The sequence below is a fragment of the Pseudomonas sp. 20-5 genome, from assembly GCF_056782835.1.
This window is the reverse complement of record NZ_CM165584.1, coordinates 4,905,401-4,929,440: the sequence shown is the minus strand read 5'-3', so window position 1 is coordinate 4,929,440 and position 24,040 is coordinate 4,905,401. Positions and strand designations below refer to the sequence as shown.

General features: G+C 68.7%; 26 protein-coding genes. 16 read left to right on the top strand and 10 right to left on the bottom strand.

The genetic code is table 11. The annotated features are described in order from the left end of the window. Positions 1-179: 179 nt before the first annotated feature. The 3 genes from sodB to AC1RB9_RS22720 form a co-directional block, all read right to left on the bottom strand. Positions 180-761 carry a superoxide dismutase [Fe] gene (gene sodB, locus AC1RB9_RS22730; RefSeq protein ID WP_003094005.1) on the bottom strand — a complete coding sequence of 194 codons (582 nt, stop codon included), beginning with the start codon at positions 759-761 and terminating at the stop codon, positions 180-182. 346 nt (positions 762-1,107) lie between these two features. Next, positions 1,108-1,710, bottom strand: a complete 603-nt coding sequence (locus AC1RB9_RS22725) for a LysE/ArgO family amino acid transporter (protein WP_003094003.1) — start codon at positions 1,708-1,710, stop codon at positions 1,108-1,110. A 1-nt stretch (position 1,711) separates the two neighbouring features. Beyond that, positions 1,712-2,113 (bottom strand): ACT domain-containing protein, encoded by a 402-nt coding sequence (locus AC1RB9_RS22720; protein WP_003103830.1) that lies wholly within the window; start codon positions 2,111-2,113, stop codon positions 1,712-1,714. Between the two features lie 97 nt (positions 2,114-2,210). On the opposite strand from AC1RB9_RS22720, the gene AC1RB9_RS22715 reads away from it, so the two are divergent. After that, the gene (locus AC1RB9_RS22715) at positions 2,211-3,113 is read left to right on the top strand and encodes a LysR family transcriptional regulator ArgP (RefSeq protein ID WP_003120877.1); all 903 of its coding nucleotides are present in this window, start codon (positions 2,211-2,213) and stop codon (positions 3,111-3,113) included. Here AC1RB9_RS22715 and AC1RB9_RS22710 read toward each other — a convergent pair whose 3' ends face one another. After that, positions 3,114-4,172 (bottom strand): saccharopine dehydrogenase family protein, encoded by a 1,059-nt coding sequence (locus AC1RB9_RS22710; RefSeq protein ID WP_003093996.1) that lies wholly within the window; start codon positions 4,170-4,172, stop codon positions 3,114-3,116. 184 nt (positions 4,173-4,356) lie between these two features. Between AC1RB9_RS22710 and AC1RB9_RS22705 the strand changes: the two genes are divergently transcribed. Then, positions 4,357-5,346, top strand: a complete 990-nt coding sequence (locus tag AC1RB9_RS22705) for an NAD-dependent epimerase/dehydratase family protein (protein ID WP_003103823.1) — start codon at positions 4,357-4,359, stop codon at positions 5,344-5,346. On the opposite strand, the gene AC1RB9_RS22700 is transcribed toward AC1RB9_RS22705, so the two are convergent. Then, positions 5,347-5,610 carry a hypothetical protein gene (locus tag AC1RB9_RS22700; protein ID WP_003103821.1) on the bottom strand — a complete coding sequence of 88 codons (264 nt, stop codon included), beginning with the start codon at positions 5,608-5,610 and terminating at the stop codon, positions 5,347-5,349. It lies immediately after the preceding gene. A gap of 290 nt (positions 5,611-5,900) precedes the next feature. On the opposite strand from AC1RB9_RS22700, the gene AC1RB9_RS22695 reads away from it, so the two are divergent. The 4 genes from AC1RB9_RS22695 to AC1RB9_RS22680 all read left to right on the top strand — a co-directional run bounded on the left by AC1RB9_RS22695 (position 5,901) and on the right by AC1RB9_RS22680 (position 9,740). Beyond that, positions 5,901-6,737: an ATPase gene (locus tag AC1RB9_RS22695; RefSeq protein WP_003093989.1), complete on the top strand. Its 837-nt coding sequence runs from the start codon at positions 5,901-5,903 to the stop codon at positions 6,735-6,737. Between the two features lie 215 nt (positions 6,738-6,952). Further along, positions 6,953-7,180, top strand: a complete 228-nt coding sequence (feoA, locus tag AC1RB9_RS22690) for a ferrous iron transporter A (protein WP_003103819.1) — start codon at positions 6,953-6,955, stop codon at positions 7,178-7,180. Between the two features lie 17 nt (positions 7,181-7,197). Continuing rightward, entirely contained in the window at positions 7,198-9,498 is a 2,301-nt protein-coding gene (gene feoB / locus AC1RB9_RS22685) for a Fe(2+) transporter permease subunit FeoB (protein WP_003162928.1), read from the top strand. Further along, the gene (locus tag AC1RB9_RS22680) at positions 9,498-9,740 is read left to right on the top strand and encodes a FeoC-like transcriptional regulator (protein WP_003093982.1); all 243 of its coding nucleotides are present in this window, start codon (positions 9,498-9,500) and stop codon (positions 9,738-9,740) included. Before feoB ends, AC1RB9_RS22680 begins: the two co-directional genes overlap by 1 nt. Positions 9,741-9,799: 59 nt before the next feature. Here the strand turns inward: AC1RB9_RS22680 and AC1RB9_RS22675 are convergent, their stop codons facing one another. From AC1RB9_RS22675 to pyeR, 3 genes are read right to left on the bottom strand one after another with little or no spacing between them, the layout of a single operon-like run. After that, the gene (locus tag AC1RB9_RS22675; protein ID WP_003093980.1) at positions 9,800-10,852 is read right to left on the bottom strand and encodes an alkene reductase; all 1,053 of its coding nucleotides are present in this window, start codon (positions 10,850-10,852) and stop codon (positions 9,800-9,802) included. Between the two features lie 36 nt (positions 10,853-10,888). Then, a complete protein-coding gene (locus tag AC1RB9_RS22670) occupies positions 10,889-12,055 on the bottom strand; it encodes an MFS transporter (RefSeq protein WP_003103801.1) in 1,167 nt (388 codons plus the stop codon). 48 nt (positions 12,056-12,103) lie between these two features. Then, positions 12,104-12,406, bottom strand: a complete 303-nt coding sequence (pyeR, locus tag AC1RB9_RS22665; protein ID WP_003093978.1) for an ArsR family transcriptional repressor PyeR — start codon at positions 12,404-12,406, stop codon at positions 12,104-12,106. A 152-nt stretch (positions 12,407-12,558) separates the two neighbouring features. On the opposite strand from pyeR, the gene AC1RB9_RS22660 reads away from it, so the two are divergent. Further along, a complete protein-coding gene (locus AC1RB9_RS22660) occupies positions 12,559-13,131 on the top strand; it encodes an acyl carrier protein phosphodiesterase (RefSeq protein ID WP_003093976.1) in 573 nt (190 codons plus the stop codon). A 149-nt stretch (positions 13,132-13,280) separates the two neighbouring features. Beyond that, positions 13,281-14,141, top strand: coding sequence for a universal stress protein (locus AC1RB9_RS22655; protein ID WP_003093974.1), 861 nt, complete (start codon positions 13,281-13,283; stop codon positions 14,139-14,141). On the opposite strand, the gene olsA is transcribed toward AC1RB9_RS22655, so the two are convergent. Further along, entirely contained in the window at positions 14,138-14,914 is a 777-nt protein-coding gene (olsA, locus tag AC1RB9_RS22650) for a lyso-ornithine lipid O-acyltransferase (protein ID WP_003455468.1), read from the bottom strand. The genes AC1RB9_RS22655 and olsA overlap by 4 nt on opposite strands. Then, positions 14,914-15,669 carry an L-ornithine N(alpha)-acyltransferase gene (olsB, locus tag AC1RB9_RS22645; protein WP_003093970.1) on the bottom strand — a complete coding sequence of 252 codons (756 nt, stop codon included), beginning with the start codon at positions 15,667-15,669 and terminating at the stop codon, positions 14,914-14,916. The genes olsA and olsB overlap by 1 nt, the downstream gene beginning before the upstream one ends. A 202-nt stretch (positions 15,670-15,871) precedes the next feature. On the opposite strand from olsB, the gene AC1RB9_RS22640 reads away from it, so the two are divergent. The 8 genes from AC1RB9_RS22640 (at position 15,872) to AC1RB9_RS22605 (ending at position 24,031) form a co-directional block, all read left to right on the top strand. Further along, entirely contained in the window at positions 15,872-16,768 is an 897-nt protein-coding gene (locus AC1RB9_RS22640; RefSeq protein ID WP_003093969.1) for an acyl-CoA dehydrogenase middle domain-containing protein, read from the top strand. Positions 16,769-16,852: 84 nt separating this feature from the next. Continuing rightward, on the top strand, positions 16,853-17,638 hold the full coding sequence (locus AC1RB9_RS22635) for an oxygen-binding di-iron domain-containing protein (RefSeq protein WP_003093967.1): 786 nt from the start codon (positions 16,853-16,855) through the stop codon (positions 17,636-17,638). Positions 17,639-17,705: 67 nt separating this feature from the next. After that, complete coding sequence (locus AC1RB9_RS22630) at positions 17,706-18,821, top strand: serine hydrolase domain-containing protein (RefSeq protein WP_003101127.1); 1,116 nt, start codon at positions 17,706-17,708, stop codon at positions 18,819-18,821. Then, positions 18,818-19,153: a hypothetical protein gene (locus tag AC1RB9_RS22625; RefSeq protein ID WP_003093963.1), complete on the top strand. Its 336-nt coding sequence runs from the start codon at positions 18,818-18,820 to the stop codon at positions 19,151-19,153. Before AC1RB9_RS22630 ends, AC1RB9_RS22625 begins: the two co-directional genes overlap by 4 nt. A gap of 60 nt (positions 19,154-19,213) precedes the next feature. Then, on the top strand, positions 19,214-19,804 hold the full coding sequence (locus AC1RB9_RS22620; protein ID WP_003120867.1) for a YceI family protein: 591 nt from the start codon (positions 19,214-19,216) through the stop codon (positions 19,802-19,804). Positions 19,805-19,968: 164 nt separating this feature from the next. After that, positions 19,969-21,189 (top strand): M20 aminoacylase family protein, encoded by a 1,221-nt coding sequence (locus tag AC1RB9_RS22615; RefSeq protein WP_003101134.1) that lies wholly within the window; start codon positions 19,969-19,971, stop codon positions 21,187-21,189. Positions 21,190-21,226: 37 nt separating this feature from the next. Continuing rightward, positions 21,227-22,546 (top strand): citrate-proton symporter, encoded by a 1,320-nt coding sequence (locus tag AC1RB9_RS22610; protein ID WP_003110047.1) that lies wholly within the window; start codon positions 21,227-21,229, stop codon positions 22,544-22,546. Continuing rightward, entirely contained in the window at positions 22,547-24,031 is a 1,485-nt protein-coding gene (locus tag AC1RB9_RS22605; RefSeq protein WP_003123277.1) for an amidase, read from the top strand. The last annotated feature ends 9 nt before the right edge of the window (positions 24,032-24,040 follow it).

Genomic DNA, 24,040 nt, shown 5'->3' with positions numbered 1-24,040 from the left:
GGGCCTTCCTTGTTCGTCGCCAGGGCGAAAGACAAGCCGGTAGGAAGAGCTTGTTTACCTCAAGAGGCTATCACGAGCGAAGGTCTACCAGTTCCTGAGGGTAGACGATGGCTCCTGGACCGCAGATTAAAACGAAAAAGCCCGGCGAATGCCGGGCTTTTTCGTGGTTCTGATCAGACTCAGGCAGCGAAATTCTTCGCTACGAAGTCCCAGTTGACCAGGTTCCAGAACGCCTCGACGTACTTCGGACGCAGGTTGCGGTAGTCGATGTAGTAGGCGTGTTCCCAGACGTCGCAGGTCAGCAGCGGGGTGTCGCCGCTGGTCAGCGGGTTGCCGGCACCGATGGTGCTGGCCAGGGCCAGGGAGCCGTCGGCCTTCTTCACCAGCCAGCCCCAGCCGGAACCGAAGGTGCCGACGGAAGTCTTGGTGAACTCTTCCTTGAACTTGTCGAAGGAGCCGAAGGCGGCGTTGATGGCGTCGGCCAGGGCGCCGGTGGGCTGGCCACCGCCGTTCGGGCTCAGGCAGTTCCAGTAGAAGGTGTGGTTCCACACCTGGGCGGCGTTGTTGAAGATGCCGCCGGAGGAGCTCTTGACGATCTCTTCGAGGCTCTTGCCTTCGAACTCGGTACCCGGGATCAGGTTGTTCAGGTTCACCACGTAGGTGTTGTGGTGCTTGTCGTGGTGGTATTCCAGGGTTTCTGCGGAAATGTGCGGCTCAAGGGCGTTCTTTTCGTAAGGCAGCGGCGGCAATTCGAAAGCCATGGTGTCTCTCCTATTCTTCCTCAGGTCAGGACTGGCGCGGCTAGCGCGCGACCGGTTCACGGGGCCGGTCCGATGCCTGTCCGGGAGCCCGTCCTGGATCCCCGGGGGGACGTTCGGCGGAGCGCTCCGGAAAGGGCGCCGGGTGCGACTCGGAGCCTAGGCTCCCAGTGCCGCGAACTCCGGATCATAGCACCCGTGTCGGGGCATATCCACGCAGCAACTGTAGGGGCAAAGGCCGGCGGCGGCGCGCTGCGACGGGCTTCTGCAAGCTCGCCGGCGAACACCGCCACATTCTCTCTGGACTGCCTGGCGGCGCGAGGGTTCGCTCGGGAAGACAGAAACCGCGTTATCCCCGGAACAGCAGTTGCGCGGCCATGCCCAGCATCATGGCCGCCACCATCAGGTCGAGCAGGCGCCAGGTGGCCGGGCGCGCCAGCCAGGGGGCCAGCCATGCCGCGCCGAGGGCGAGGGCGAAGAACCACATCAGCGAGGCGCTGGCCGCGCCGAGGGCATAGGCGCCCGGCGCGGCCTGCTGGGCGCCGAGCGAACCGATAAGAAGTACGGTATCGAGATAGACGTGGGGGTTGAGCAGGGTGACCGCCAGTGCCGCCAGAAGCACCGCCTTGCGCGAGCGTGGCCCGGTTTCCGCGGCGTTGCCGAGGGCGTCCGGGCGCAACGCGCGAAGCAGCGCCTTGAGCCCGTACCAGGTCAGGAAGGCGATCCCGCCCCAGCGGGCGATGGCCAGCAGCGTCGGGTTTTCCAGCAGCAGCTTGGCCAGGCCGAACACGCCGAGGCTGACCAGCACCGCGTCGCAGAACACGCAGAGCGCGGCTACCGAGAGGTGATGCTCGCGGCGCAGGCTCTGCGCGAGGACGAAGGCATTCTGCGCGCCGATGGCGATGATCAGGCCGGCAGCCACCAGGATGCCGTTGAGATAGCTCTGCCACATGTCAGTGTGCCTCCGCCGCCAGCCGCTGGAGCACGGCGAGGGCGCGCCGGCCCTCGTCGCGGGCGACGAACAGGTGGTCGTGGAAATAGCCGGCCATCACGTTGCAACTGATCCCGGCTTCGGCCAGCGCCGTGGCGAAGGCGGCGGTCAGGCCCACCGCCGCCAACGAGGAGTGCACCGTCAGGGTGATCCAGGCCGCCACGTATTCGTAGGGCAGGCCCAGGCGTTCGGCCTGCCGGCGTTCGAGCACCAGGGTCAGGCCCTCGCGCTCGCGGAAGCTGGCGAGCGGCTCGGCGCCGTTCGGCAGCGCGCCAGCGGCGCAGGTACAGAACACATAGTCGCCGGGATTGAGTTCGGGAGTGAGCGTGCGCAGCAGGGTGCGCAGCGAGGTTTCGCCAGCCATGGTCGGTCCGCGTCGGGTGGATCGGAAAAGTGCTGGCGAGTGTGGCCGCGGGCGGTTTATAAGGAAAACGAATCCTGCTGATCTCTCATTAGGAAAACTGATTTTGTTCGACTACAAGTTGCTCGCCGCGCTGGCCGCAGTGGTGGAGCAGGGCGGTTTCGAGCGCGCCGCACAGGCGCTGGGGCTGTCGCAGTCGGCGGTATCGCAGCGGATCAAGCTGCTCGAGGCGCGGGTCGGCCAGCCGGTCCTGGTGCGCGAGACGCCGCCGCATCCCACCGATCTCGGGCGCCGCCTGCTCAACCATGTGCAGCAGGTGCGGCTGCTGGAGGGCGACCTGCAGCGCTGGGTGCCGAACCTGGATGAAGGCGGTGCCCCGGAGCGCCTGCGCATCGCTCTCAACGCCGATAGCCTGGCGACCTGGTGGGCCGCCGCGGTGGGCGATTTCTGCGCCGAGCGGCGGGTGCTGCTGGACCTTGTGGTGGAGGACCAGGAGGTCGGGCTCAAGCGCATGCGCGCGGGCGAAGTGGCGGGCTGCGTGTGCGGTAGCGCGCGGCCGGTGGCCGGCGCGCGTTCGCTGCTGCTCGGAGCCATGCGTTATCGCGGCCTGGCCAGCCCGGATTTCATTGCCCGGCACTTTCCCCGCGGGGTCGAGGCGGCCGCCCTGGCCGGCGTGCCGGCGATCGTGTTCGGCCCGGACGACCTGCTGCAACACCGCTTTCTCAAGGACCTCGGCGTCGAGGGCGGTTTCATCCACCACCTCTGCCCGTCCTCGGAAGGTTTCGTCCGCCTCACCGCCGGCGGTCTCGGCTGGGGCCTGGTGCCGGAGCGCCAGGTGCAAGGCGAGCTGGCGCGCGGCGAACTGGTCGAGCTGCTGCCCGGCCAGGTCATCGACGTACCGTTGTACTGGCACTACTGGCGCAACGGCGGCGAACTGCTCGCGTCGCTCACCGAGCACCTGCTCGCCCGCGCCGGCGACGGCTTGGTGCGGGTGTCAGGCTGATCAGCCGATGACGGTGATTCGTCCGGAGCCGGGCAACGATTCGACGCAGCGCGCGCCGAGCAACCGCGATGGCGTGAAGTAGCCGCCGGGACCCTGGTAGTCCAGCAGGTGGCGCACTGCCAGGAGCACGCCGTGCAGGGTCAGGTCGTACACGTTGGCCGTCTCCAGGCGCGCCGTGCGGCGTTCGCCGCGGGCGTTGCGCGCCTCGCCCCAGACCCAGGTGCGCAGGCGCTCGCGGGCCGCCTGGTCGGGGCCGGCGATGCGTTTGTCGACCTGCCCCTTGAGCCAGTCCTGGACCCGTTGCCGACCGAGCAGCGGACGCAGCGGGTCGATCAGGCGCATGCCCAGGGCCAGCAGCGGCGGCGCCGGCAGGTAGACCTCGATGTCCGGGATGCCGGTGCTGTAGTAGGCGGTGGCCACGTCGCCCCAGGGAATCGTCACGGCGTGCCGCAGGCCGCGGCCGAAATCGATGTCGCGGCGCTTGTAGCCCAGCGGCACGTCGCGCAGGCGGCCATTCTCGCGGATCTTGCCGCCGAACTTGAGGCCTTCGACGCTGGTCTTCGCGGTTCCCGTCGAAAGCCCGCTGCCGGTGTCGAAGCCCAGCGCCAGCCGTTGCGCGTCCGGCAGCGCCTCCTTCAGGCAGGCAGCCAGGCAATCGGTGGGGATCACATCGAAGCCGACGCCCGGGCAGACCACGATGCCGGCCTCGCGGGCCTCGGCGTCGCCGGCGTGGGCCTGCTCGAACACCGCGATCTCTCCAGTGATATCCACGTAGTGGGTGCCGGCGGCGCGGCAGGCGGCGATCATCGGCGTGCTGGTGGCAGAGAACGGACCGGCGCAATGGGCCACCACCTTCACCTGGTCCAGGGCTTCGCGGCAGGCCTGCGGATCCCCCAGGTCGAAGACCCGGCACTCCAGCCCGAGCTGGCTGCCGAGCGCGTGCAGGGCGGCCGGGTTGCGTCCGCCGAGGAGCGGCGTCAGGCCCTCGCGCTGCGCCTGTTCAGCGACCAGCCGGCCGGTGTAGCCGTTGGCGCCGTAGATCATCCAGTGACTGGCCATGGTGCGTCTCCCAGCGTGCAGGTGGCTTTCAGGTTAGACCTTGTAGCGCGCAGCGCCGCTTCTGTCGCCCAACGCAAGTCGTGCCGGCGGCCCGCAAGGTCGTTGTTCTGGCATGCTGTGCCAGTGGTGGCGCGGCTCCGGGTTGCTAGAGTCGCGGCACAAGAAGAACAACGGGAGAAACGCAATGCGGATTCTGGTAACGGGGGCGACGGGCTTCATCGGCGGGCGTTTCGCTCGCTTCGCCCTGGAGCAGGGCCTGTCGGTACGGGTCAGCGGTCGTCGTGCGGACGCGGTGGAACATCTGGTGGCGCGGGGCGCCGAGTTCGTTCCCGGCGACCTCGCCGACCCGGCGCTGGTCCTGCGCCTCTGCGAGGATGTCGAGGCGGTGGTGCATTGTGCCGGCGCGGTCGGAGTCTGGGGACCGCGCGAACGCTTCCTGGCGGCCAACGTCGGGCTTGCCGAGAGCGTCGTCGAGGCCTGCATGCGGCAAAAGGTGCGGCGCCTGGTGCATCTGTCGTCGCCGTCGATCTATTTCGACGGGCGCGACCACCTGGACCTGAACGAAGAGTACGTACCCCGGCGTTTTTCCGACCATTACGGGGCGACCAAGTACCAGGCCGAGCAACTGGTGCTCAGCGCCCGCGACCTGGGCCTGGAAGTGTTGGCGCTGCGTCCGCGCTTCGTGGTCGGCGCCGGCGACACCAGCATCTTCCCGCGAATGATCCAGGCCCACCGCAAGGGACGCCTGCGGATCCTCGGCAACGGCCTGAACCGGGTCGACTTCACCAGCGTGCACAATCTCAACGACGCGCTGTTCAGTTGCCTGCTGGCCGGCGAGCCGGCGCTGGGCAAGGTCTACAACATCAGCAACGGGCAGCCGGTACCGTTCTGGGATGCGGTCAACTACGTGATGCGCCAGCTCGACCTGCCGCCGGTCGGCGGTCACCTGCCGTATGCCGTCGGCTATGGCCTGGCGGCGCTCAACGAAGGCGTCTGCCGGATCCTGCCGGGGCGCCCGGAGCCGGTGCTGTTCCGCCTGGGCATGGCGGTGATGGCGAAGAACTTCACCCTGGACATCAACCGCGCCCGCGAATACCTCGACTACGACCCGCGGGTCAGCCTGTGGACCGCGCTTGACGAGTTCTGCGCCTGGTGGCGCGCCCAGGGACTCTGATTAGCCGCGCAACGGGCCGGCGTATTGTCGGCTCGGCGCCTGCGCGGGCAACAGGGAAGGTTCCGCCGGCGGCAGCGCGACCCCGCTGAGCCTGCCGAGGCGCTGTCCCAGCTCCCGCGTCGTCGCATCGCCGGAGCGGGCGCAGGCCGCCTGCATCGCGGCGATCGCATCGCGTTGCTGGAAGTGGATATCCAGCGCCTGTTCCTCGCGTAGGCGTCGGCGCACGGCGCGCATGCAATCCAGCAAGGATTTGTTCAACTCCATGCATCCTCCGGCTCTCGAATCTGCCCGGCAATGCCCAGGCAAGCGACGTGCCATGCGGGCCGCGGACCAGCGCCGGCGTGCGGGGCGGGGAACCGCTGGCGGCCTGCGGCGGTCTGTGCCGGACAACGTTCGCTCCGTCTTGGGGCGCACGGCTTCGCGGTGGAGCGCCCCGGTCCGGCAATTTGCTTCGAGCAGACGCTGAAGGGGCGGGGCCGAACCGATATAATGCGCCATTCGGCCCTTTCTCCAGGCCTCCGGCAGGATGCCGTTCCCCTTCACAGGTTTTCACCATGCGTAACGATGCTTTCGACGAACTCGACGATGTGCCCAGCCTGACCACCGATGCTGCCGACCGTGATGAATTCGGCCACCACCCGCGGCACGTCTACGAACCGGAGCAGCGCCGGGTCGTCGACACCAAGGAGCGCCGTCCGGCCTCTACCGGCCCGCTCTGGGCTCTGCTCGGGGCGATGCTGATCGCCCTCGCCGGGGTGGGTTGGTGGAGCCACCAGCAAATCAGCCTGATGGAACAGCAGTTGGTGGCGACCCAGGAAAGCTTCGTAAGGATCAGCGAGGAAGCCGCCGGGCGCCTCGACGACATTCGCGGCAAGGTGGTCGCCAGCGAGTCCAGCGTCACCAGCGAACGCGAGGCTCTGCGCCTGCAGGTCAAGCAACTGCAGGAGAAACTCGGCAGCCAGGAACGCCAGCAGGCCGATGTGAGCAACCAGTTCGGCGGCCAGGGCAAACGCCTCGACCAACTGGCCAGCGATCTCAAGGCCCAGCAGGAAAGCGCGGCGCAACTGGTCGCGCAACTGGACGGCAAGCTGCAGACACTGGCCGCCGAACAGGAGAAGCTGAAAGCCCTGCAGGTCGAACTGGGCAAGACCAACGAGCAACTCAAGGCCCTCGGCGGCGATGTCGCGGCGCTGAAGAAGCAGGGCAACCCGAGCCAGACGATCAAGGGTATCCAGGATGACCTGCTGGTATTGCGCAGCCAGCTCGACAACCGCCCGGCCCAGGGCGGCAATACCGCCGAGTTCGACGCCTTCCGCACCCAGGTGATGCGCAACATCAACACCCTCCAGGCCCAGGTGCAGAACCTGCAGCAGCAGCTCAATACCCGCTGACCCCTTGCGCCGCCAGCCGCCCGTCGCACCGGGCGCTGGCGGCGACAGTTCGCCGCGCCCGGCGAAAATCCCCGCTTCCATTGCTCTGGATCAGCGAATCCGCTGCTCCTCCACTCCGATACTGCGTCCTTAAGCGAGCCTTAAGTGAGAGTCGTTTAGATTCTCGGTCACCGGCCAGGGAGGCCATTGGTCCCTTCCTCTGCCTGGAATCCGCCATGAGCGCATTGCAACCGTCCCGTTCCTACCGCATCACCGGTTATTCCCCCGCCATCAGCAACGGCTATCGCCAACGCCTGTTCTCCATGGGGCTTCTGCCCGGCGCGGCGCTGCGCGTGGTGCGCATCGCCCCGCTGGGCGACCCGATCCAGGTCGAGACCCGCCAGACCAGCCTGGCGCTGCGGCGCAAGGACCTCGCCCTGCTGACCCTCGTCCCGCTCGACTGACCCCGCCCGGAATCCCCATGACCGCATTGACCCTCGGCCTGATCGGCAATCCCAACTCCGGCAAGACCACCCTGTTCAACCAGCTCACCGGCTCGCGCCAGCGGGTCGGCAACTGGGCCGGCGTCACCGTGGAGCGCAAGGAGGGTGCGTTCCATACCGTCCGTCACGCGGTACGCCTGGTCGACCTGCCCGGCACCTATTCGTTGACCAGCGTTTCCGCCCAGGCCTCGCTGGACGAGCAGATCGCCTGCCGCTACATCGCCAGCGGCGAAGTGGACGTGCTGGTCAACGTGGTGGATGCGGCGAACCTGGAGCGCAACCTGTACCTCACGGTGCAGCTGCGGGAGATGGGCATCCCCTGCATCGTCGCGCTGAACATGCTCGACATCGCCCGTAGCCAGCGCATCCGCATCGATATCGACGGTCTGGCGCGGCGTCTCGGTTGCCCGGTGGTGCCGCTGGTATCCACCCGCGCCGATGGCATCGACGAACTGAAGGCGGCCATCGACTCCCTACAGCTCCCGCAGGCGGCGCTGGCGGTGGATTACCCGCCGGCCATCCAGGCGCAGGTCGGCTACCTCCTGGAAACGCGCGCTCCGGCGGCCTCGGCCATCGAGCCGCGCTGGCTGGCGTTACAGGCGCTGGAAGGCGACATCTTCAACGGCCCGGCGCTGGGCTTGCCGCCCGCCACCCTGGAACAGGCGCGCCAGGGCTGCGGTGAGGAGCCCGAGCTGGCGATCGTCGATGCGCGCTACCGGCTGATCGGCGAGATCTGCGCGGCGGTCTGCGACCACCAGCAGGCTCAGCCGCACCGGCTGACCCAATGGCTCGACCGGGTCGTCCTGAATCGCTGGCTGGGTCTGCCGATCTTCCTGCTGGTGATGTACCTGATGTTCTTCTTCGCCATCAACATCGGCGGGGCGCTACAGCCGATCTTCGACAAGGGCTCGTCGGCGATCTTCATCGACGGCATCCAGTGGCTGGGTATCCGCTTCGGCCTGCCCGATTGGCTCACGGTGTTCCTCGCCCAGGGCATCGGTGGCGGGGTCAACACGGTGTTGCCGCTGGTGCCGCAGATCGGCTTGATGTACCTGTTCCTCTCGCTGCTCGAGGATTCCGGCTACATGGCCCGCGCGGCCTTCGTCATGGACCGCCTGATGCAGGCGCTGGGCCTGCCGGGCAAGTCGTTCGTGCCGCTGATCGTCGGTTTCGGCTGCAACGTACCGTCGATCATGGGCGCGCGGACCCTGGACGCGCAGCGCGAGCGGCTGATTACCATCATGATGGCGCCGTTCATGTCCTGCGGCGCGCGCCTGGCGATCTTCGCCGTATTCGCTGGGGCCTTCTTCGGCCAGGGCGGCGCGCTGGTGATCTTCTCCCTTTACCTGCTCGGCATCGTCGTGGCGATCCTCACCGGGCTGTTGCTCAAGCACACTTTGATGCGCGGCGAGGCCTCGCCGTTCGTCATGGAACTGCCGCTGTACCATGTGCCACACCTTAAGAGCCTGCTGCTGCAGACCTGGTCGCGCCTGCGCGGCTTCGTGGTGCGGGCCGGCAAGGTGATCATCCTGGTCAGCCTGGTGATCGGCGGCCTGAACAGCATCACCCTCGACGGCAAGCCGGTGCAGGGCGACATCGGCCATTCCGCCCTGGCCAGCGTCAGCCAGCGTCTCACTCCGCTGCTGGCGCCGCTCGGGGTGCAGCCGGACAACTGGCAGGCCACCGTCGGCCTGGTCACCGGGGCGATGGCCAAGGAAGTGGTGGTCGGCACCCTGAACACCCTCTACACCGCCGAGCAGATCCAGGGCGAGGCCTTCGACTACGAAGGCTACGACCTGCCCGGGCAACTGCGCGACGCCCTGGTCGAGACCTGGGACGGCCTGGTCGATACCTTCAGCCTCAGCGTGCTGGCCAACCCGGTGGAGGCGAGCATGGCCGACGGCGACATGGAGACCGGCTCGATGGGCACCATGGCGAGCAAGTTCGGCAGCCCCATCGCGGCCTACAGCTATCTGGTCTTCGTCCTGCTCTACGTGCCCTGCGTGACCGCCATGGGCGCGATCGCCCGGGAAAGCAGCAAGGGCTGGATGGCTTTCTCGGTGCTCTGGGGGCTGAACGTCGCCTACTCGCTGGCGACCCTCTGCTACCAGGTCGCCACCTTCGCCGCGCACCCCGAGCGTAGCGTCCTGACCATCGCCGTGGTGCTGCTCTTCAACCTGATCCTGATGACCTGCCTGCGTCTGTTCGGCCGTGAGCAGGTACTGCAACTGCCAGGCCGAATGGCCGATGCCCCGAGCGGGCAGGGAGGATGTCACTGATGGCGACACTCATGCAGATCCGCGCCGCCCTGGAAGACGGCCAGGCGCGTGGGCTGAAACAGCTCAGCCGCCAGGTGGACGCGCCGCCGGCGCTGGTGGAGGCGATCCTGGAGCGGCTGATCGCGCTCGGCAAGGTCGAGCGGGTGGCTGCGCAAAGCTCGGGCGGTTGCGGCGGCGGTTGCAAGGGCTGCGCCCAGCGCGATCCGTGCGCGGAGCCGGAGCCGTATTTCCGCCTGCGCTAGACGGGCAAAGCACAGAGCCCGCCACGGCAAGCGTGGCGGGCTCTTCCTGGCTGGCGCGATCAGGCCAGGGTCGGATAGTCCAGGTAGCCTTCGGTACCGCCGGTATAGAAGGTTTCCGGGCGCGGCGGGTTCAGTTCGGCGCCCTGGCGCAGGCGTTCGACCAGGTCCGGGTTGGCGATGAAGGGGACGCCGAAGGCCACCGCATCGGCGTCGCCCTTGGCCAGGATGGCGTTGGCGCTGTCGAGGGTGAACTTTTCGTTGGCGATGTAGGGTCCGCCGAAGGCTTTCTTCAGGGCTACGCCGATGCTGTCGTCGGCCTGCGCTTCGCGGGCGCAGATGAAGGCGATGCCGCGCTTGCCCAGCTCACGGGCGACATGGCTGAAGGTTTCCAGGCGGTTGGAATCGCCCATGTCGTGGGAGTCGGCACGCGGCGCCAGGTGTACGCCGACGCGCTGGGCGCCCCATACGGAGATCGCCGCGTCGGTGACTTCCAGCAGCAGGCGCGCGCGGTTCTCGATGGAGCCGCCGTAGCGGTCGGTGCGCTTGTTGGTGCTGTCCTGGAGGAACTGGTCGAGCAGGTAGCCGTTGGCGCCGTGGATCTCCACGCCGTCGAAGCCGGCGGCCTTGGCCCGCTCGGCGCCCTGGCGGTAGGCCTCGACGATGTCGGCGATCTCCTCGGTGTCCAGCGCGCGCGGGGTGACGTAGGGACGCTTCGGGCGCACCAGGCTGACGTGCCCCTCGGCGGCGATGGCGCTCGGCGCCACCGGCAGCTCGCCATTCAGGTAGAGCGGATCGGAAATCCGCCCGACGTGCCAGAGTTGCAGGAAGATGCGCCCGCCGGCGGCGTGCACCGCCTTGGTCACGTTGCTCCAGCCACGGACCTGGTCATCGGACCAGATGCCGGGGGTGTCGGGATAGCCTACGCCCATCGGCGTGACCGCGGTGGCCTCGCTGAGGATCAGGCCGGCATCGGCGCGCTGGGCGTAGTACTCGGCCATCAGGGCGTTGGGCACGCGGCCTTCATCGGCGCGGCAGCGGGTCAGCGGCGCCATGACGATACGGTTGGGCAGCTCGAGGTCGCCGAGCACGATGGGATCGAACAGAGTAGCCATGGAACATCCTCCACTAGGGAATAGACGGACAGGGGATCAATCGAGGACCGGCTGCGCCTGGGCGCGGCCGTTTCCGGAAAAGGCGATCAGGGTGGCCAGCAGCGCCAGCGCGGCCAGCGCGGCGGCGGCCAGCGGCACGCGGGTCAGGCCCAGGCCGTGGTCGATGACGCTGCCGCCGACCCAGGCGCCGAGCGCGTTGCCGACGTTGAAGGCGCCGATGTTCAGGGTCGCCACCAGGTTCGGCGCGGCATGCCCGACGCGGACCACGTTGACCTGCAGCGCGGGCACCGCGGCGAAGGCGGCGGCGGCCCAGAAGAACAGGGTGATCTCCGCCGGCAGCAGGGCCTGGCTGGTCCAGCTGAACAGCGCCGAGACCAGCGCCATGGCGGCGAACACCGCGGCCATGGTGGTGCCCAGGCGCCAGTCGGCGAGGCGGCCGCCGATCACGTTGCCGACGGTCAGGCCGACGCCGATCAGCAGCAGGGTCCAGGTCACGCCGCGCGGGCTGACCCCGGTGACTTCGCCGAGCAGCGGCGCGACGTAGGTGAACAGGGCGAACATCGAGGCGGCGAACAGCACGGTGGTGCCCAGGGCCAGCCACAGCGACGGGTTCTTCAGCGCGGACATTTCCTGGCGCAGGTCGACCTTCTCTTCCTCGCGGTCGTTTGGCAGCACCCTGGCCAGGCCGACGAAGGCGACCACGCCGATCAGGGTCACCACCCAGAAGGTCGCGCGCCAGCCGGCTTCCTGGCCGAGCGCGGTACCCAGCGGCACGCCGAGCACGTTGGCCAGGGTCAGGCCGGTGAACATCAGGGCCACGGCGGAAGCGCGGCGGTTCGGCGCCACCAGGCTGGCGGCGACCACCGAGCCGATGCCGAAGAAGGCGCCATGGCAGAGCGCGGTGACGATCCGCGCCAGCATCAGCAGGCCGTAGTTGGCGGCCACCGCGCAGAGCAGGTTGCCGACGATGAAGATGCCCATCAGCGCGAGCAGGGCTTTCTTGCGCTCCAGGCGGGCGGTGGCCATGGCCATCAGCGGGGCGCCGAAGGCCACGGCGAAGGCGTAGCCGCTGATCAGCCAGCCGGCGCTGGGAATGGATACCCGCAGGTCGCCGGCGACCTGCGGCAGCAGGCCCATGATGACGAATTCGGTGGTACCGATGGCAAAGGCGGATAAAGCGAGGACGAGAAGAGACGCCGGCATCGGTCGAGCTCCTGGACTGCGAGGTGGTGGGGTGGAAGCGAGTGCTGCTTACAGCTCGTCGCCGAGTTGGTCGAGGAAGGCCTGGATGGTCTCCTCGTTGCGCTTGAAGAAATTCCACTGGCCGACCCGGCGGCTGGTCACCAGACCGGCGCGTTGCAGGGTGGCGAGGTGTACCGACACGGTGGACTGGGAGAGACCGGTACGCTGGTCGAACTTGCCGGCGCAGACGCCGATCTCGAACGGGTGGTCCTGCTCGACGAAGTACTTCTCCGGTTCCTTCAGCCAGCGCAGCATGTCGCGTCGCACCGGGTGGGAGAGAGCCTTGATGATTTCGTCGATGTCCAGTGGCATGGCGGTGGTCCGTTGGCCGTCCATATCGGGTTGGGACGAACTATATATCGGTGTGGGACGATATGGGGATCGATTGCGACGATAGTCGCTATCGACAGGGCTGATGACGATGATCGAAACGACCGTTCCGTCCCTGGGGTAAGCTAGCCCGCATGAACTACCTCGCGCATCTCCACCTCGGCGGCCCGCAACCGGCCCAACTGCTCGGCAGCCTGTACGGCGACTTCGTCAAGGGCCGCCTGCAGGGACAATGGCCGGACGAGATCGAGCGGGCCATCCAGTTGCACCGGCGCATCGACGCCTTCACCGACAGCCACCCACTGGTGCATGCGGCCAAGCGGCGCTTCCCGCTGGAGCGCCGGCGTTTCGCCGGCGTCCTGCTGGACGTGTTCTTCGACCACTGCCTGGCGCGCGACTGGAACGACTACGCCGACGAACCGCTGCCGCAGTTCGTCGAGCGGGTCTACGGCACCCTGCGCACCGCCTCGCCGCTGCCGGAGCGCCTGGCGCGCATCGCGCCGCGGATGGCGGCCCAGGACTGGTTGGGCAGCTACCGCGAGTTCGCGGTCTTGCGCGAAGTGCTGGGCGGTATGTCGCGGAGGCTGTCGCGACCGCACCTGCTGGACGGCTCCTGGGAAGAACTGGCCCAGCGCTACGATGACCTGAGCGCGGATTTCCGCGCCTTCTACCCGCAACTCCAGGCTTTCGCCCTGAGCCAGCGCTGAGCCTGGCGCAGCGGCCATTGGCCCGGCCGGCGGAATCACCTATCAATTGTTTCAGTCCGAAGCATCCGCTTGATGCACATCAACCGGCAGCGGTCGCGTCGATCGTTCAATGGGGCCGACGTTCAACGCTCTGCCAATGGAGGTGGAAGATGAAACGAATCCTGGTGGCGACCGACCTGTCCTCGCGTTCCGAGCTGGCGGTCATGCGCGCCGCGGCGCTGGCCAAGGCGAGGAATGCCGAACTGACCGTGCTGAACGTGCTCGACGACGACCAGCCGCCGGTGCTGATCGCGCCGCAACGGCTGGCCATCGCCAACCTGCTGGAAGTGAACGGACAGGCCCTGAAGGAGCGCCTCGGCGTCGAGTCCAAGGCGATCGTGCGGGTCGGCGATCCGGTGGTGGTGATCAACGCGGTGGCCGAGGAGATCGGCGCCGACCTGCTGGTGATGGGCGCGCACCGGCACACGCCGCTGCGCGATCTGTTCATCGGCACCACCCTGGAGCGGGTGGTACGCAATGCGAAGATCCCGGTGCTGCGCGCGGCCGGTGCGCCGGAAGAGGAGTACCGCCGGGTGCTGCTGGCGCTGGACTTCTCGCCGACCTCGACGCGCGCGGTGCAGATGGCCGGCCAGCTCGGCTTCCTCGACGCCGCCAGCCTCACCGCGCTGCATGCCTTCGAGCCGTTCGCCAAAGGCATGATGCGTTATTCGGGGATCAAGGAAGACCGCGTCGAGCATTACGTCGACCAGGAGGAACTCAAGGCCAACGTCGAGCTGCGCGACTACGTCGCCGGCCTGGGGCTGGGCCGCGAGGACATCCAGTTGCGCGTCGGCGAAGGCTTGCCGATCAACGTGATCATGACCGAGGTACGCCGCCAGGCGCCGCAGTTGACGGTGCTCGGCACCCAGGGCCTGACCGGCTTCCGCCGCGCGCTGATCGGCAGCGTGGCCGAGGCGGCCCTCGGCGACCTGCCGTGCGACGTGCTGGCGGTGCCGCCCAAGCGCGACTAGGCGGCGCGCCGGGTTTGCGTAGGGGCGGCAGTGCCGAACAGCGCCAGGCGCACCGCCTGCTGGGCCTGGCGGGCCAGTTCGGCGCGGTCCAGGCCCTGGCTGGGGATCGGTTCCAGCAGCTGGATATGCACGCTGCCGCGCTCGCCGCGCAGCAGGCGGCCGAGGTGGCTGAGCAGGTCGTCGTCGCCGATGAACGGCGCCAGCGCATCGGGCACGCCGTCGCGGCGGTAGCTGATGGCCACCGGCTGCACCGCCACGCCGGCTTCCAGGGCGCTGGCCATCAGGCGACCGTGGAAGGTGCGCAGGCTTTCGCCGTTGGTGGTGGTGCCTTCCGGGAAGATCAGCAGGTTGCGTCCGCGGTGCAGCTGTTCGGCCAAGCGCTGGTTGATCAGCCGGCTGTCGCCCGAGCCGCGGCGGATGAACAGGGTGCCGGCCTTTTCCGCCAGCCAGCCGGCCAGCGGCCAGGCACGCACCTCGGCCTTGGACAGGAAGGTCAGCGGCGCCAGGGCGCCGAGCAGCGGGATATCGGTCCAGGACACATGGTTGGCTACCCACAGCATGGGTTGCCGGGGCGCTTCGCCGCTGACCCTGACCTCGAAGGGCAGGGCCGCGCAGAGGCGCGCCAGCCACCAGCGGGTCAGGCGCTGGCGCAACGGCGTGACGTCGGCGCCGGGCAGCCGCTCGCGCAGGCTGACCCAAGCGGCCAGGCCCAGTCCGAGCGCGACCAGCCCGAGCAGGCGGGCGCTGCGCAGCAGCAGGCGCAGCCGCGCCATCAGACCGCTGCCTTGAAGTGGCGGGCGTAGCGCGGGCAGAGTTCGTCTCGCTTGAGCAGGATGAACACGTCGGCGACCTGGAAATCCGGGTCCCAGCAGGGCTCGCCGCAGATCTTGGCGCCCAGGCGCATGTAGGCCTTGAGCAGCGGCGGCAGCTCGGCGGTGAGGTTTTCCGGGACGTCCAGCGGCGGCAGCGGGTTCTTCGGCTCGGCCTGCAGGTAGTCGGTGCACAGGTAGCGTTCGCGCAGCCGCTGCATCACCGCCTTGGCCTGCATACCGCCGTCGCGCATGGGAATGCTGGCGCAGCCCATCAGGTAGCGGTAGCCGCCCTCGTTGAGGACCTCGGCGAGTTCGCCCCAGAGTACCGCGATGGTGGCGCCGTTGCGGTATTCGGGAGCGACGCAGGTGCGGCCGATCTCCAGGACCGGGCCGTGCAGGGCGTCGAGGCCGGAGAGGTGGAACTCCTCTTCGCTGTAGAAGCGCCCGAGGCGTTCGGCGGCGCGATGGTCGAGCAGCCGGGTGGTGGCCACCAGGGCGCCGCTGTCGAGGTCGCGGACGCCGATGTGCGCGCAGTGACGGTCGTAGTCGTCGCGGTCGAGGCCGTCTTCGGCGCCTTCGAGCTTGGCGTCGAACTCGGCGCTGAATACGCGGTAGCGCAGGGCCTGGGCCTCGCGCAGGGCGCGGGCGCCGTTCAGGCGCTCGGCCTTCAGGCGGCGTCCGGCGACGGGTTCGCGGGTAATGGCGGTCTGGGTCATGCCTGGGCCTCCTTGGGCCGGCGCCGCGGGTTGCGGCCGCTCGGCTTTGTTGTGCAAGCTCAGGCTAGGAAGGCGCGGTGTCACCCCTGTGACAGGGGCGTGATGCTTGTATGACATTGTCGCCGGATGTAACGCGCCGTTGTTCAACGCTGGCACCCTCGGCAGGATGCCGGTTCCGACACATTCCACACTGGAGTCCGCCATGTCCTGGCAACGCTTGCTCGGCCCGCTCGACCGCCTGCCCACCGAAGGCTCCCTGGAAGACTGGCACGCCGCCGCCCTGGCGCGCGCCGACGGTCTTGGCACCCTGGAGCGGGCGGTGCTCGGCGGACGATTGGCCGCGAGTCCGGGCCTGGCCTTCCTCGCCGGCTACCAGGCGGCCCTGCGCGCGCTCTGGCCGGCGGCGCCGGAAGGTCTCGGCGCGCTGTGCGTGACCGAGAAGCGCAGCGTGCGCCCGGCGGACCTGCAGACCCGCCTGGAGGGGCTGGTCCTGCATGGACAAAAGGATTTCGTCACCGCTGGCGACAGCGCCTCCTGGTGGCTGGTGGCCGCCCGCGACGAGGCGCCGGGGCAGCCGCCGCGACTGTCGATGACGGTGGTCCTGGCCGGCGCCCCGGGGGCGCGCCTGGAGGCGTTGCCGGCGCTGCCGCTGATGCCGGATGTGCCGCATTCCCGCCTGTTGCTCGACGGTGCCCATTGCGAGCGCCTGCCCGGCGATGGTTGGGACGACTACGTCAGGCCGTTCCGCCTGCTGGAGGATGTCCATGTGCTGGCGGCGCTGGTCGGCTGGCTCTATGGGGTCGGCCATGAATGCGGCTGGCCCTCGCCGCTGCTGCTGCGCCTGGCCGGCATCCTCGGCGGCTGCGCCGAGGTCGCGCGGCATCCGGTCGCCTGCGTCGGCACCCAGGCGGTACTGGCTGGGCTGTTCGAACAGTTCTCGGCGCTGGAGGGGCAATTGGATGCCGCCTTCGCCGCCAACGCCTCGACCTGGGAGGCATTGTGGCAACGCGATCGCGGCTTGCTGGCGATTGCCAACGGGGCCCGCAAAGTTCGCCTGGAGAAGGCCTTGACCCGCCTCGGGCTTGACCCAGGTCAGTGAGGCGCCGCGCCGCAGGCGCTTACCCTGCGCAGCATCCGGCGAGGAATGCTCCTCGGCGCCTGCACAGAGTAGATTTCACCGACCATGCGACGCGAACCGATCGTGCTGTTCGACAACGGCAGCCACCAGTGCCTGTGTTTCGATGACCTCGTCAGCGGCGAAGGGGTCCAGTCCAACCAGTTCCTGATCGTCGACAACGGCCAGTACCTGCTGCTCGATCCCGGCGGCGACCTGACCTACACGCCGCTCTCGCTGGAGTTGTCGAAACGCTTTCCGCTGCAGGAGCTGGACTACATCTTCGCTTCGCACCAGGACCCGGACATCATCGCCGCCCTCGACAAGTGGCTGCTGCACACCCGCGCCCGGGTGATCTGCTCCAAGCTGTGGGCGCGCTTCCTGCCGCACCTGACGGCCAACTACCTGGCGGTCAGCCATGGCATCAACACCTACGACCGGGTCATGCCGTTGCCCGACCGCGGCCAGGCGATCGCTCTCGGCGACTGCTCGTTGAAGGCGATCCCCGCGCATTTCCTGCATTCGGTGGGCAACTTCCAGCTCTACGACCCGGTGAGCAAGATCCTTTTCTCGGGCGATATGGGCGCCTCGCTGGTGGACGACGCGGCGCCGGTCAGCGATTTCGCCGCGCATATCCAGTACATGGACGGATTCCATCGCCGCTACATGGCGGCGAACAAGATCTGCCGCCTGTGGGCGCGGATGGTCCGGGACATGGATGTGGAGATGATCGTGCCGCAACACGGGCGGCCCTTCGTCGGCAAGGAAATGATCAGCGCCTTCCTCTACTGGATCGAGAACCTCGAGTGCGGCATCGACCTGCTCGGCCCGGACGACTACCGCATGCCAGGCTGAGTCCGCGCTTCCTGGCGTCATCGAGGCCATGCTAGGGTTGCCCCTCGACCGTCGAGAGGGCCCGCCGATGCCCGCTTTGCCGTTGTCCCGCCGCGCCCTCGCCGCGCTGGCCCTGGTATTCGCCCTCCCTGCCCTGGCCGAAGACTGGCCCGACACCGACTGGCCCCGTGCCCAACAGCCCGCGGGGCCGGCGCTGGAGGCATTCGAGCGCTATGCCTTCGGTCGTCGCGACGATGTTCGTCGTAAAGGCATCCGCACCGACGCGGTAGTGGTGATCCGCGACGGTCGTCTGGTCTATGAGCGCTACGCCGGCCCGAGCCGTGCAGAGACCCCGCACCTTACCTGGTCGGTGAGCAAGAGCCTGCTCGCCACGCTGCTTGGCGTCGCCGAGGGCGAAGGGCGCTTCCAGCTCGACGACCCGGTGGCGCGCTACTACCCGCCGTTCGCCCGTCATCCCGAGGTGACGTTGCGCCACCTGCTGAACTGGTCTTCCGGGCTGGACTGGCAGGAGGACTACGAGTTCGCGCCATTGAAATCCTCCGTGGTGGCGATGCTCTACACCCGTGGGCGTGACGACATGGCCGGCTTCGTCGCCGAAACCCCGCAGGCCCGGCCGCCGGGCCGGCGTTTCCGCTACTCCAGCGGCGACAGCAACGTGCTGGCGGCGGCCCTCCACGGCATGCTCGGCGCGGACTATGCCGAGTACCCCTGGCGCGCGCTGTTCGAGCCGCTGGGCATCCGTTCGGCGGTATGGGAGCGAGACGCCGCCGGCACGTTCGTCGGCTCGTCGTACGTCTACATGAGCGCCCGCGACCTGGCGCGCGTCGGCCTGCTGATGCAGCGCCACGGGCGCTGGCGCGAGCGGCAACTGCTGCCGCTGGCATGGGTCGAGTTCAACCTGACGCCCTTCGCCCGCTACCGGCCGAGCGCGGAAGAGGAGGGCGAGGCGGTGCCGGGCGGCCAGTGGTGGTTGAACCGTGCGGTGAAAGGCGCGCCGGCGCCCTGGCCGGACGTCGCCGAGACCGCCTTCGCCGCGCTCGGCCACTGGGGCCAGGCGCTCTACGTGCTGCCCGAGGAGAAGCTGGTGATCGTGCGCTACGCCGACGACCGCGACGGGCGTTTCCGCCACAACGAATTCCTGCGCCTGGCACAGGCGGCGTTCGCCGGGGAGGCGCGGCCATGATCCGTCGCCATCCCTTGCTCTTCCTGTTCGTCCTGGGGCTGCTCGCTGCCCTCGCGTGGGCCTGGCAGAACCGCATCCACCTGGCGGCCTTTCCCGCCATCATCGGCGCCTACACGGCCAAGGAGTACTGCTCCTGCCGCTACGTGATGGGGAACTCCGCGGACTATTGCCGGGCCTATACCCAACAGTACGTGCCGATCAGCGGCTTCTTCGACGACGAAGCCCGCCGCCGGGTGACCGCCCGCGGCCTCGGCAGTACGCAGACGGCCGCCTGGCTGGGCCCGCGCGAGGGATGCCGGCTCATGCCCGAGGCGGACAGGCTGCCGGACTGACCGGCGGCGCATGTCGGGGCGCGGGGCGAGGGACGGCGCCGGCCCGAAGCCGGAGGTGGAATGCCTGTTGTATTGTGTGTCCTGTTATTGCTCCTCAGCCCTCTGCTGTCGGCGGCGGAATGGCAACTGGAGCCGGATTACTCGCGGATCAGCTTCGTTTCCGTGAAACGCGCGAAGATGGCCGAGGTGCAGCGCTTCGATCGTCTCAGCGGCCAGATCGACAAGCAGGGCGTCGCGCGCATCGTGGTGCCGCTGGGCACCCTGGACAGCGGCCTGGCCCTGCGCGACGAGCGAATGAAGGACAACTTCTTTGAAACCTCGCGCTTCCCCGAGGCCACCGTGGAGAGCCGCCTGGACATGGCCGGCTTCGACGACCTGCGGGTCGGCCAGTCGCGGGTCGAGAAGCTCGACTTCACCCTCGACCTGCACGGCCAGCAGCGCCGCCTGAAGGCCGACGTGCTGGTCACCCGCCAGGGCGAAGGGCTGGTCCAGGTGGCGACCCTGGAGCCGGTGCTGCTGAAGCTGCTCGACTTCGACCTGGAAGAGAAGCTCAAGCCCTTGAAGGAGATGGCCAATATTCCCTCGATCACTCCCGAGGTACCGGTGTTCGCCGTGCTGAACTTCCGCGAAGTGCCGCCGGAACAGTTCTGACGTACCGGCGGAGGGCGGCGCGGGCCTTGGGTTCCACCCAGTGGAACCGCCTTCCGTTGTCCTTCGCCGCGTGCCGCGCTTAGCTGTGACCACGCCCGGCCGGCCTTGCGTCCGGGCCTCCCGCCAACAAGACCGGAGCGCAATCCGGCCAGAGGAGAGACGGCATGGCTCGACATCGACACATCGTGGCCTGGCTCGAGGAGGTCGCCGACGACCTGCGTAGCCTGCGCCAGGACATCCACGCCCATCCCGAACTGGGCTTCGAGGAGCGACGCACCGCCGCGCTGGTCGCCGAATGCCTGCGCGGCTGGGGCTACGAAGTGCACGAAGGGATCGGCCGCACCGGCGTGGTCGGCGTCCTCCGCCAGGGCGACGGTACGCGGCGGCTCGGCCTGCGGGCGGACATGGATGCGCTGCCGATCGTCGAGGCCACGGGGCTCGGCTACAGCAGCTGCCACGGCGGGCGCATGCACGCCTGCGGCCACGACGGACACACCGCGATGCTGCTCGGCGCGGCACGCTACCTGGCGGCGACGCGGCGTTTCGACGGCACCCTGGTACTGATCTTCCAGCCCGCCGAGGAAGGCCAGGGCGGCGCCGAGGCGATGCTCGCCGACGGGCTGCTGGAGCGCTTTCCCTGCGATGCGCTGTTCGGCATGCACAACATGCCGGGACTGGAGGCCGGGCACCTGGGCTTCCGCGCGGGACCGATGATGGCTTCCCAGGACCTGCTGAGCGTCACCCTGGAGGGCGTCGGTGGACACGGTTCGATGCCGCACCTGAGCGTCGATCCGTTGCTCGCCGCGTCGAGCGCGGTGATGGCCCTGCAGAGCGTGGTGGCGCGCAACGTCGATCCGCAGAAGGCCGCGGTGGTCACGGTCGGCGCATTGCAGGCCGGCGAGGCGGCCAACGTCATACCCCAGCGCGCCGTGCTGCGCCTGAGCCTGCGGGCGCTCGACGGCCAGGTGCGCGAGCAGGTGCTGCAGCGGGTTCGCCAGATCATCGAGTTGCAGGCCGCCAGCTATGGGTGCCAGGCCAGCATCGAGCACTACCCGGCCTATCCGGTGCTGGTCAACAGCGTCGAGGAAACCGAGTTCGCCCGCCAGGTCGGGGTCGAGCTGGCCGGCGCGGAGCAGGTCGACGGCGACACGCCGAAGCTGATGGGCAGCGAGGACTTCGCCTGGATGCTACAGCGCTGCCCCGGCAGCTACCTGTTCATCGGCAACGGCAGAGGACGGCCGATGGTGCACAACCCGGCCTATGACTTCAACGACGACATCCTGGTCCGGGGCGCGGCCTATTGGGGCGCGCTCGCCGAGACCTGGCTGGCCGCCCCCGCGGCGTCCGGCCTTCGACTGACTGCCGCCAATAACGGCGCGGCCTGAGCCGCGCCGGCATTCCCCCGGTTACCAGGAGATTCCCATGCACGCTTGCCCGAGCGGTACCTCGCGTACCCGCCAGGTGGCGGCTGCCGTGATCGGCAACGCCCTGGAGTGGTACGACTTCATCGTCTACGGCTTCCTTTCCAGCCTGATCGCCAGGCTGTTCTTCCCTTCCGGCGACGAGTACACCTCGCTGTTGATGGCCCTGGCCACCTTCGGTGTCGGTTTCTTCATGCGTCCGGTCGGTGGGGTCCTGCTCGGCCTGTATGCCGACCGCAGGGGACGCAAGGCGGCGATGCAACTGATCATCCTGCTGATGACGCTGTCCATCGCGATGATCGCCTTCGCCCCGACCTACGCGGCGATCGGCGTCGGCGCACCGTTGCTGATCGTGATCGCGCGAATGCTGCAGGGTTTCGCCACCGGCGGCGAGTACGCCAGCGCCACGGCTTTCCTGGTGGAAAGCGCGCCGCCGCACCGGCGCGGTCTCTACGGTTCCTGGCAATTGTTCGGCCAGTGCCTGGCGGTGTTCGCCGGTGCGGGGATGGGCGCGCTGGTCACCCATTGCCTGGACGCCGAGGCCCTGGAGAGCTGGGGCTGGCGGGTGCCGTTCCTGTTCGGTCTGCTGATCGGTCCGGTGGGATTGTGGATCCGCCGCTACATGGGCGAGACCGAGGCCTTCCTCGAAGCCATCCGGGAGCCCGGCGAGCGCCAGGGGCTGCTCGGCGTGCTGCGCGAATACCGGCGCAGCGTGCTGGTGAGCATGGGCCTGACGGTGATCGGCACGGTGTCCTTCTACGTGGTGCTGGTGAATATGCCGACCTTCGCCCACAAGCAGTTGGGCCTGCCGCTGGACGAGGTGTTCATGGTGCAGATGGCTGCGGTGGCGCTGATGACCCTGGTGATCCCGTTGGCTGGGGGACTCTCCGACCGGGTCGGGCGGCGCCCGGTGCTGCTGGTCGCGACCCTGGCCTTCATGCTCATGGTCTATCCGCTGTTCGCCTGGGTCGCCGCGGCGCCGAGCCTGGGGCGCCTGCTGCTGATGCAACTGTTGCTGTGCACGGCGATCGGCGGCTTCTTCGGCCCGGCGCCGACCGCGGTGGCCGAGCAGTTTCCGGTGCGGGTGCGTTCCACCGGCCTGGCGGTGGCGTATAACCTGGCGGTGATGCTGTTCGGCGGTTTCGCTCCGTTCATCGTCACCTGGCTCACCGAGGTCGGCGGCTCGCCAGTGGCGCCGGCGTTCTACGTGCTCGGCGCGGCCTTCCTCGGGCTGCTCGCCACCCTCTATCTGCGGGAGGGCGCGACGCCCGCCCCGCGCCCCCGTGAACCGGCCCTGGGCAAGCCGGCAAGGAGTCTGTGAATGAGCGCCACCCGCCATCGAAGCGACGGCCACGAGGAAATCGTCGCGCTTGACGCGCTGCCGCTGTCCGCGGCGATCCGCCGACGCGAACTGTCCTGCCGCGAGGTCATGCAGGCCTACCTGGCGCAGATCGAACGGTTCAACCCGCGGGTCAACGCCATCGTCTCGCTGCAGGCGGAAAGCCGCCTGCTCGCCCAGGCCGACGAGCGCGACCGGCAACTGGCGCGCGGCGAATGGTTGGGCTGGATGCACGGCATGCCGCAGGCGATCAAGGACCTCGCCGCCACTTCCGGCATTCCTACCACCCTGGGTTCGCCGCTGTTCGCCGGGCAGGTGCCGGAGCACGACGCAATCGTCGTCGAGCGGGTGAAGAGCAGCGGTGCGATCGTCATCGGCAAGACCAACGTACCGGAGTTCGGGCTCGGCTCGCAGACCTACAACCCGCTGTTCGGCACCACCCGCAATGCCTACGATCCGGCGCGGATCGCCGGCGGCAGCAGCGGTGGGGCGGCGGTGGCGCTGGCGCTGCGCATGCTGCCGGTGGCCGACGGCAGCGACATGATGGGTTCGCTGCGCAACCCCGCCGCCTACAACAACGTCTACGGCTTCCGCCCGTCCCAGGGACGGGTGCCGCACGGCCCGCAAGCGGAACTGTTCGTCCAGCAACTGGCCACCGAAGGCCCGATGGGGCGCAGCGTGGCCGACCTGGCCCGGCTGCTGGCCACCCAGGCCGGCTACGATCCGCGCTGTCCGCTGTCGTTGCGCGACGATCCGCGCAGGTTCGCCGACGACCTCGGGCGCGACTTCCGCGGAGCCCGGCTCGGCTGGCTCGGCGACTACGCCGGCTACCTGCCGATGGAGGAGGGCGTGCTGGAGCTTTGCGAAGCCGCGCTGGGCGATTTCGCCGAGCTGGGCTGCGACGTCGAGGCGTGCCTGCCGGACTATCCCCTGGAGCGCCTGTGGCGCACCTGGCTGGTCCATCGCCAGTGGCTGGTGCAGGGCTCGCTTGGCGAGCTTTACGCCGATCCCGCACGGCGCGTCCGGCTCAAGCCGGAGGCGCAGTGGGAAGTGGAGTCCGGGCTCGGCCTCGGCGCCACCGAGGTCTATCGCGCCTCGCTGGATCGCAGCGACTGGTATCGGGCGCTGGCGCGTCTGTTCGAACGTTACGATTTCCTCTTGCTGCCCAGCGCCCAGGTGTTTCCTTTCGATGCAGAAACGGCGTGGCCGCGGCAGGTCGCCGGGCGGCCGATGGACACCTATCACCGCTGGATGGAGGTGGTGATCGGCCCGACCCTGGCCGGTTTGCCGGCGATCAGCGTACCGATCGGCTTCGGCGCGGCGGGCCTGCCGATGGGATTGCAGATCATCGGCCCGGCGCAGGCCGACCTGGCGGTGCTGCAACTGGCCCATGCCCACGAGGGCCTGACCCGTTGGGTCAGCCGCCGTCCGCCGGCGATGCTCGAGGCTCCAGGGGGCATCGACTAGGCCGCGGAG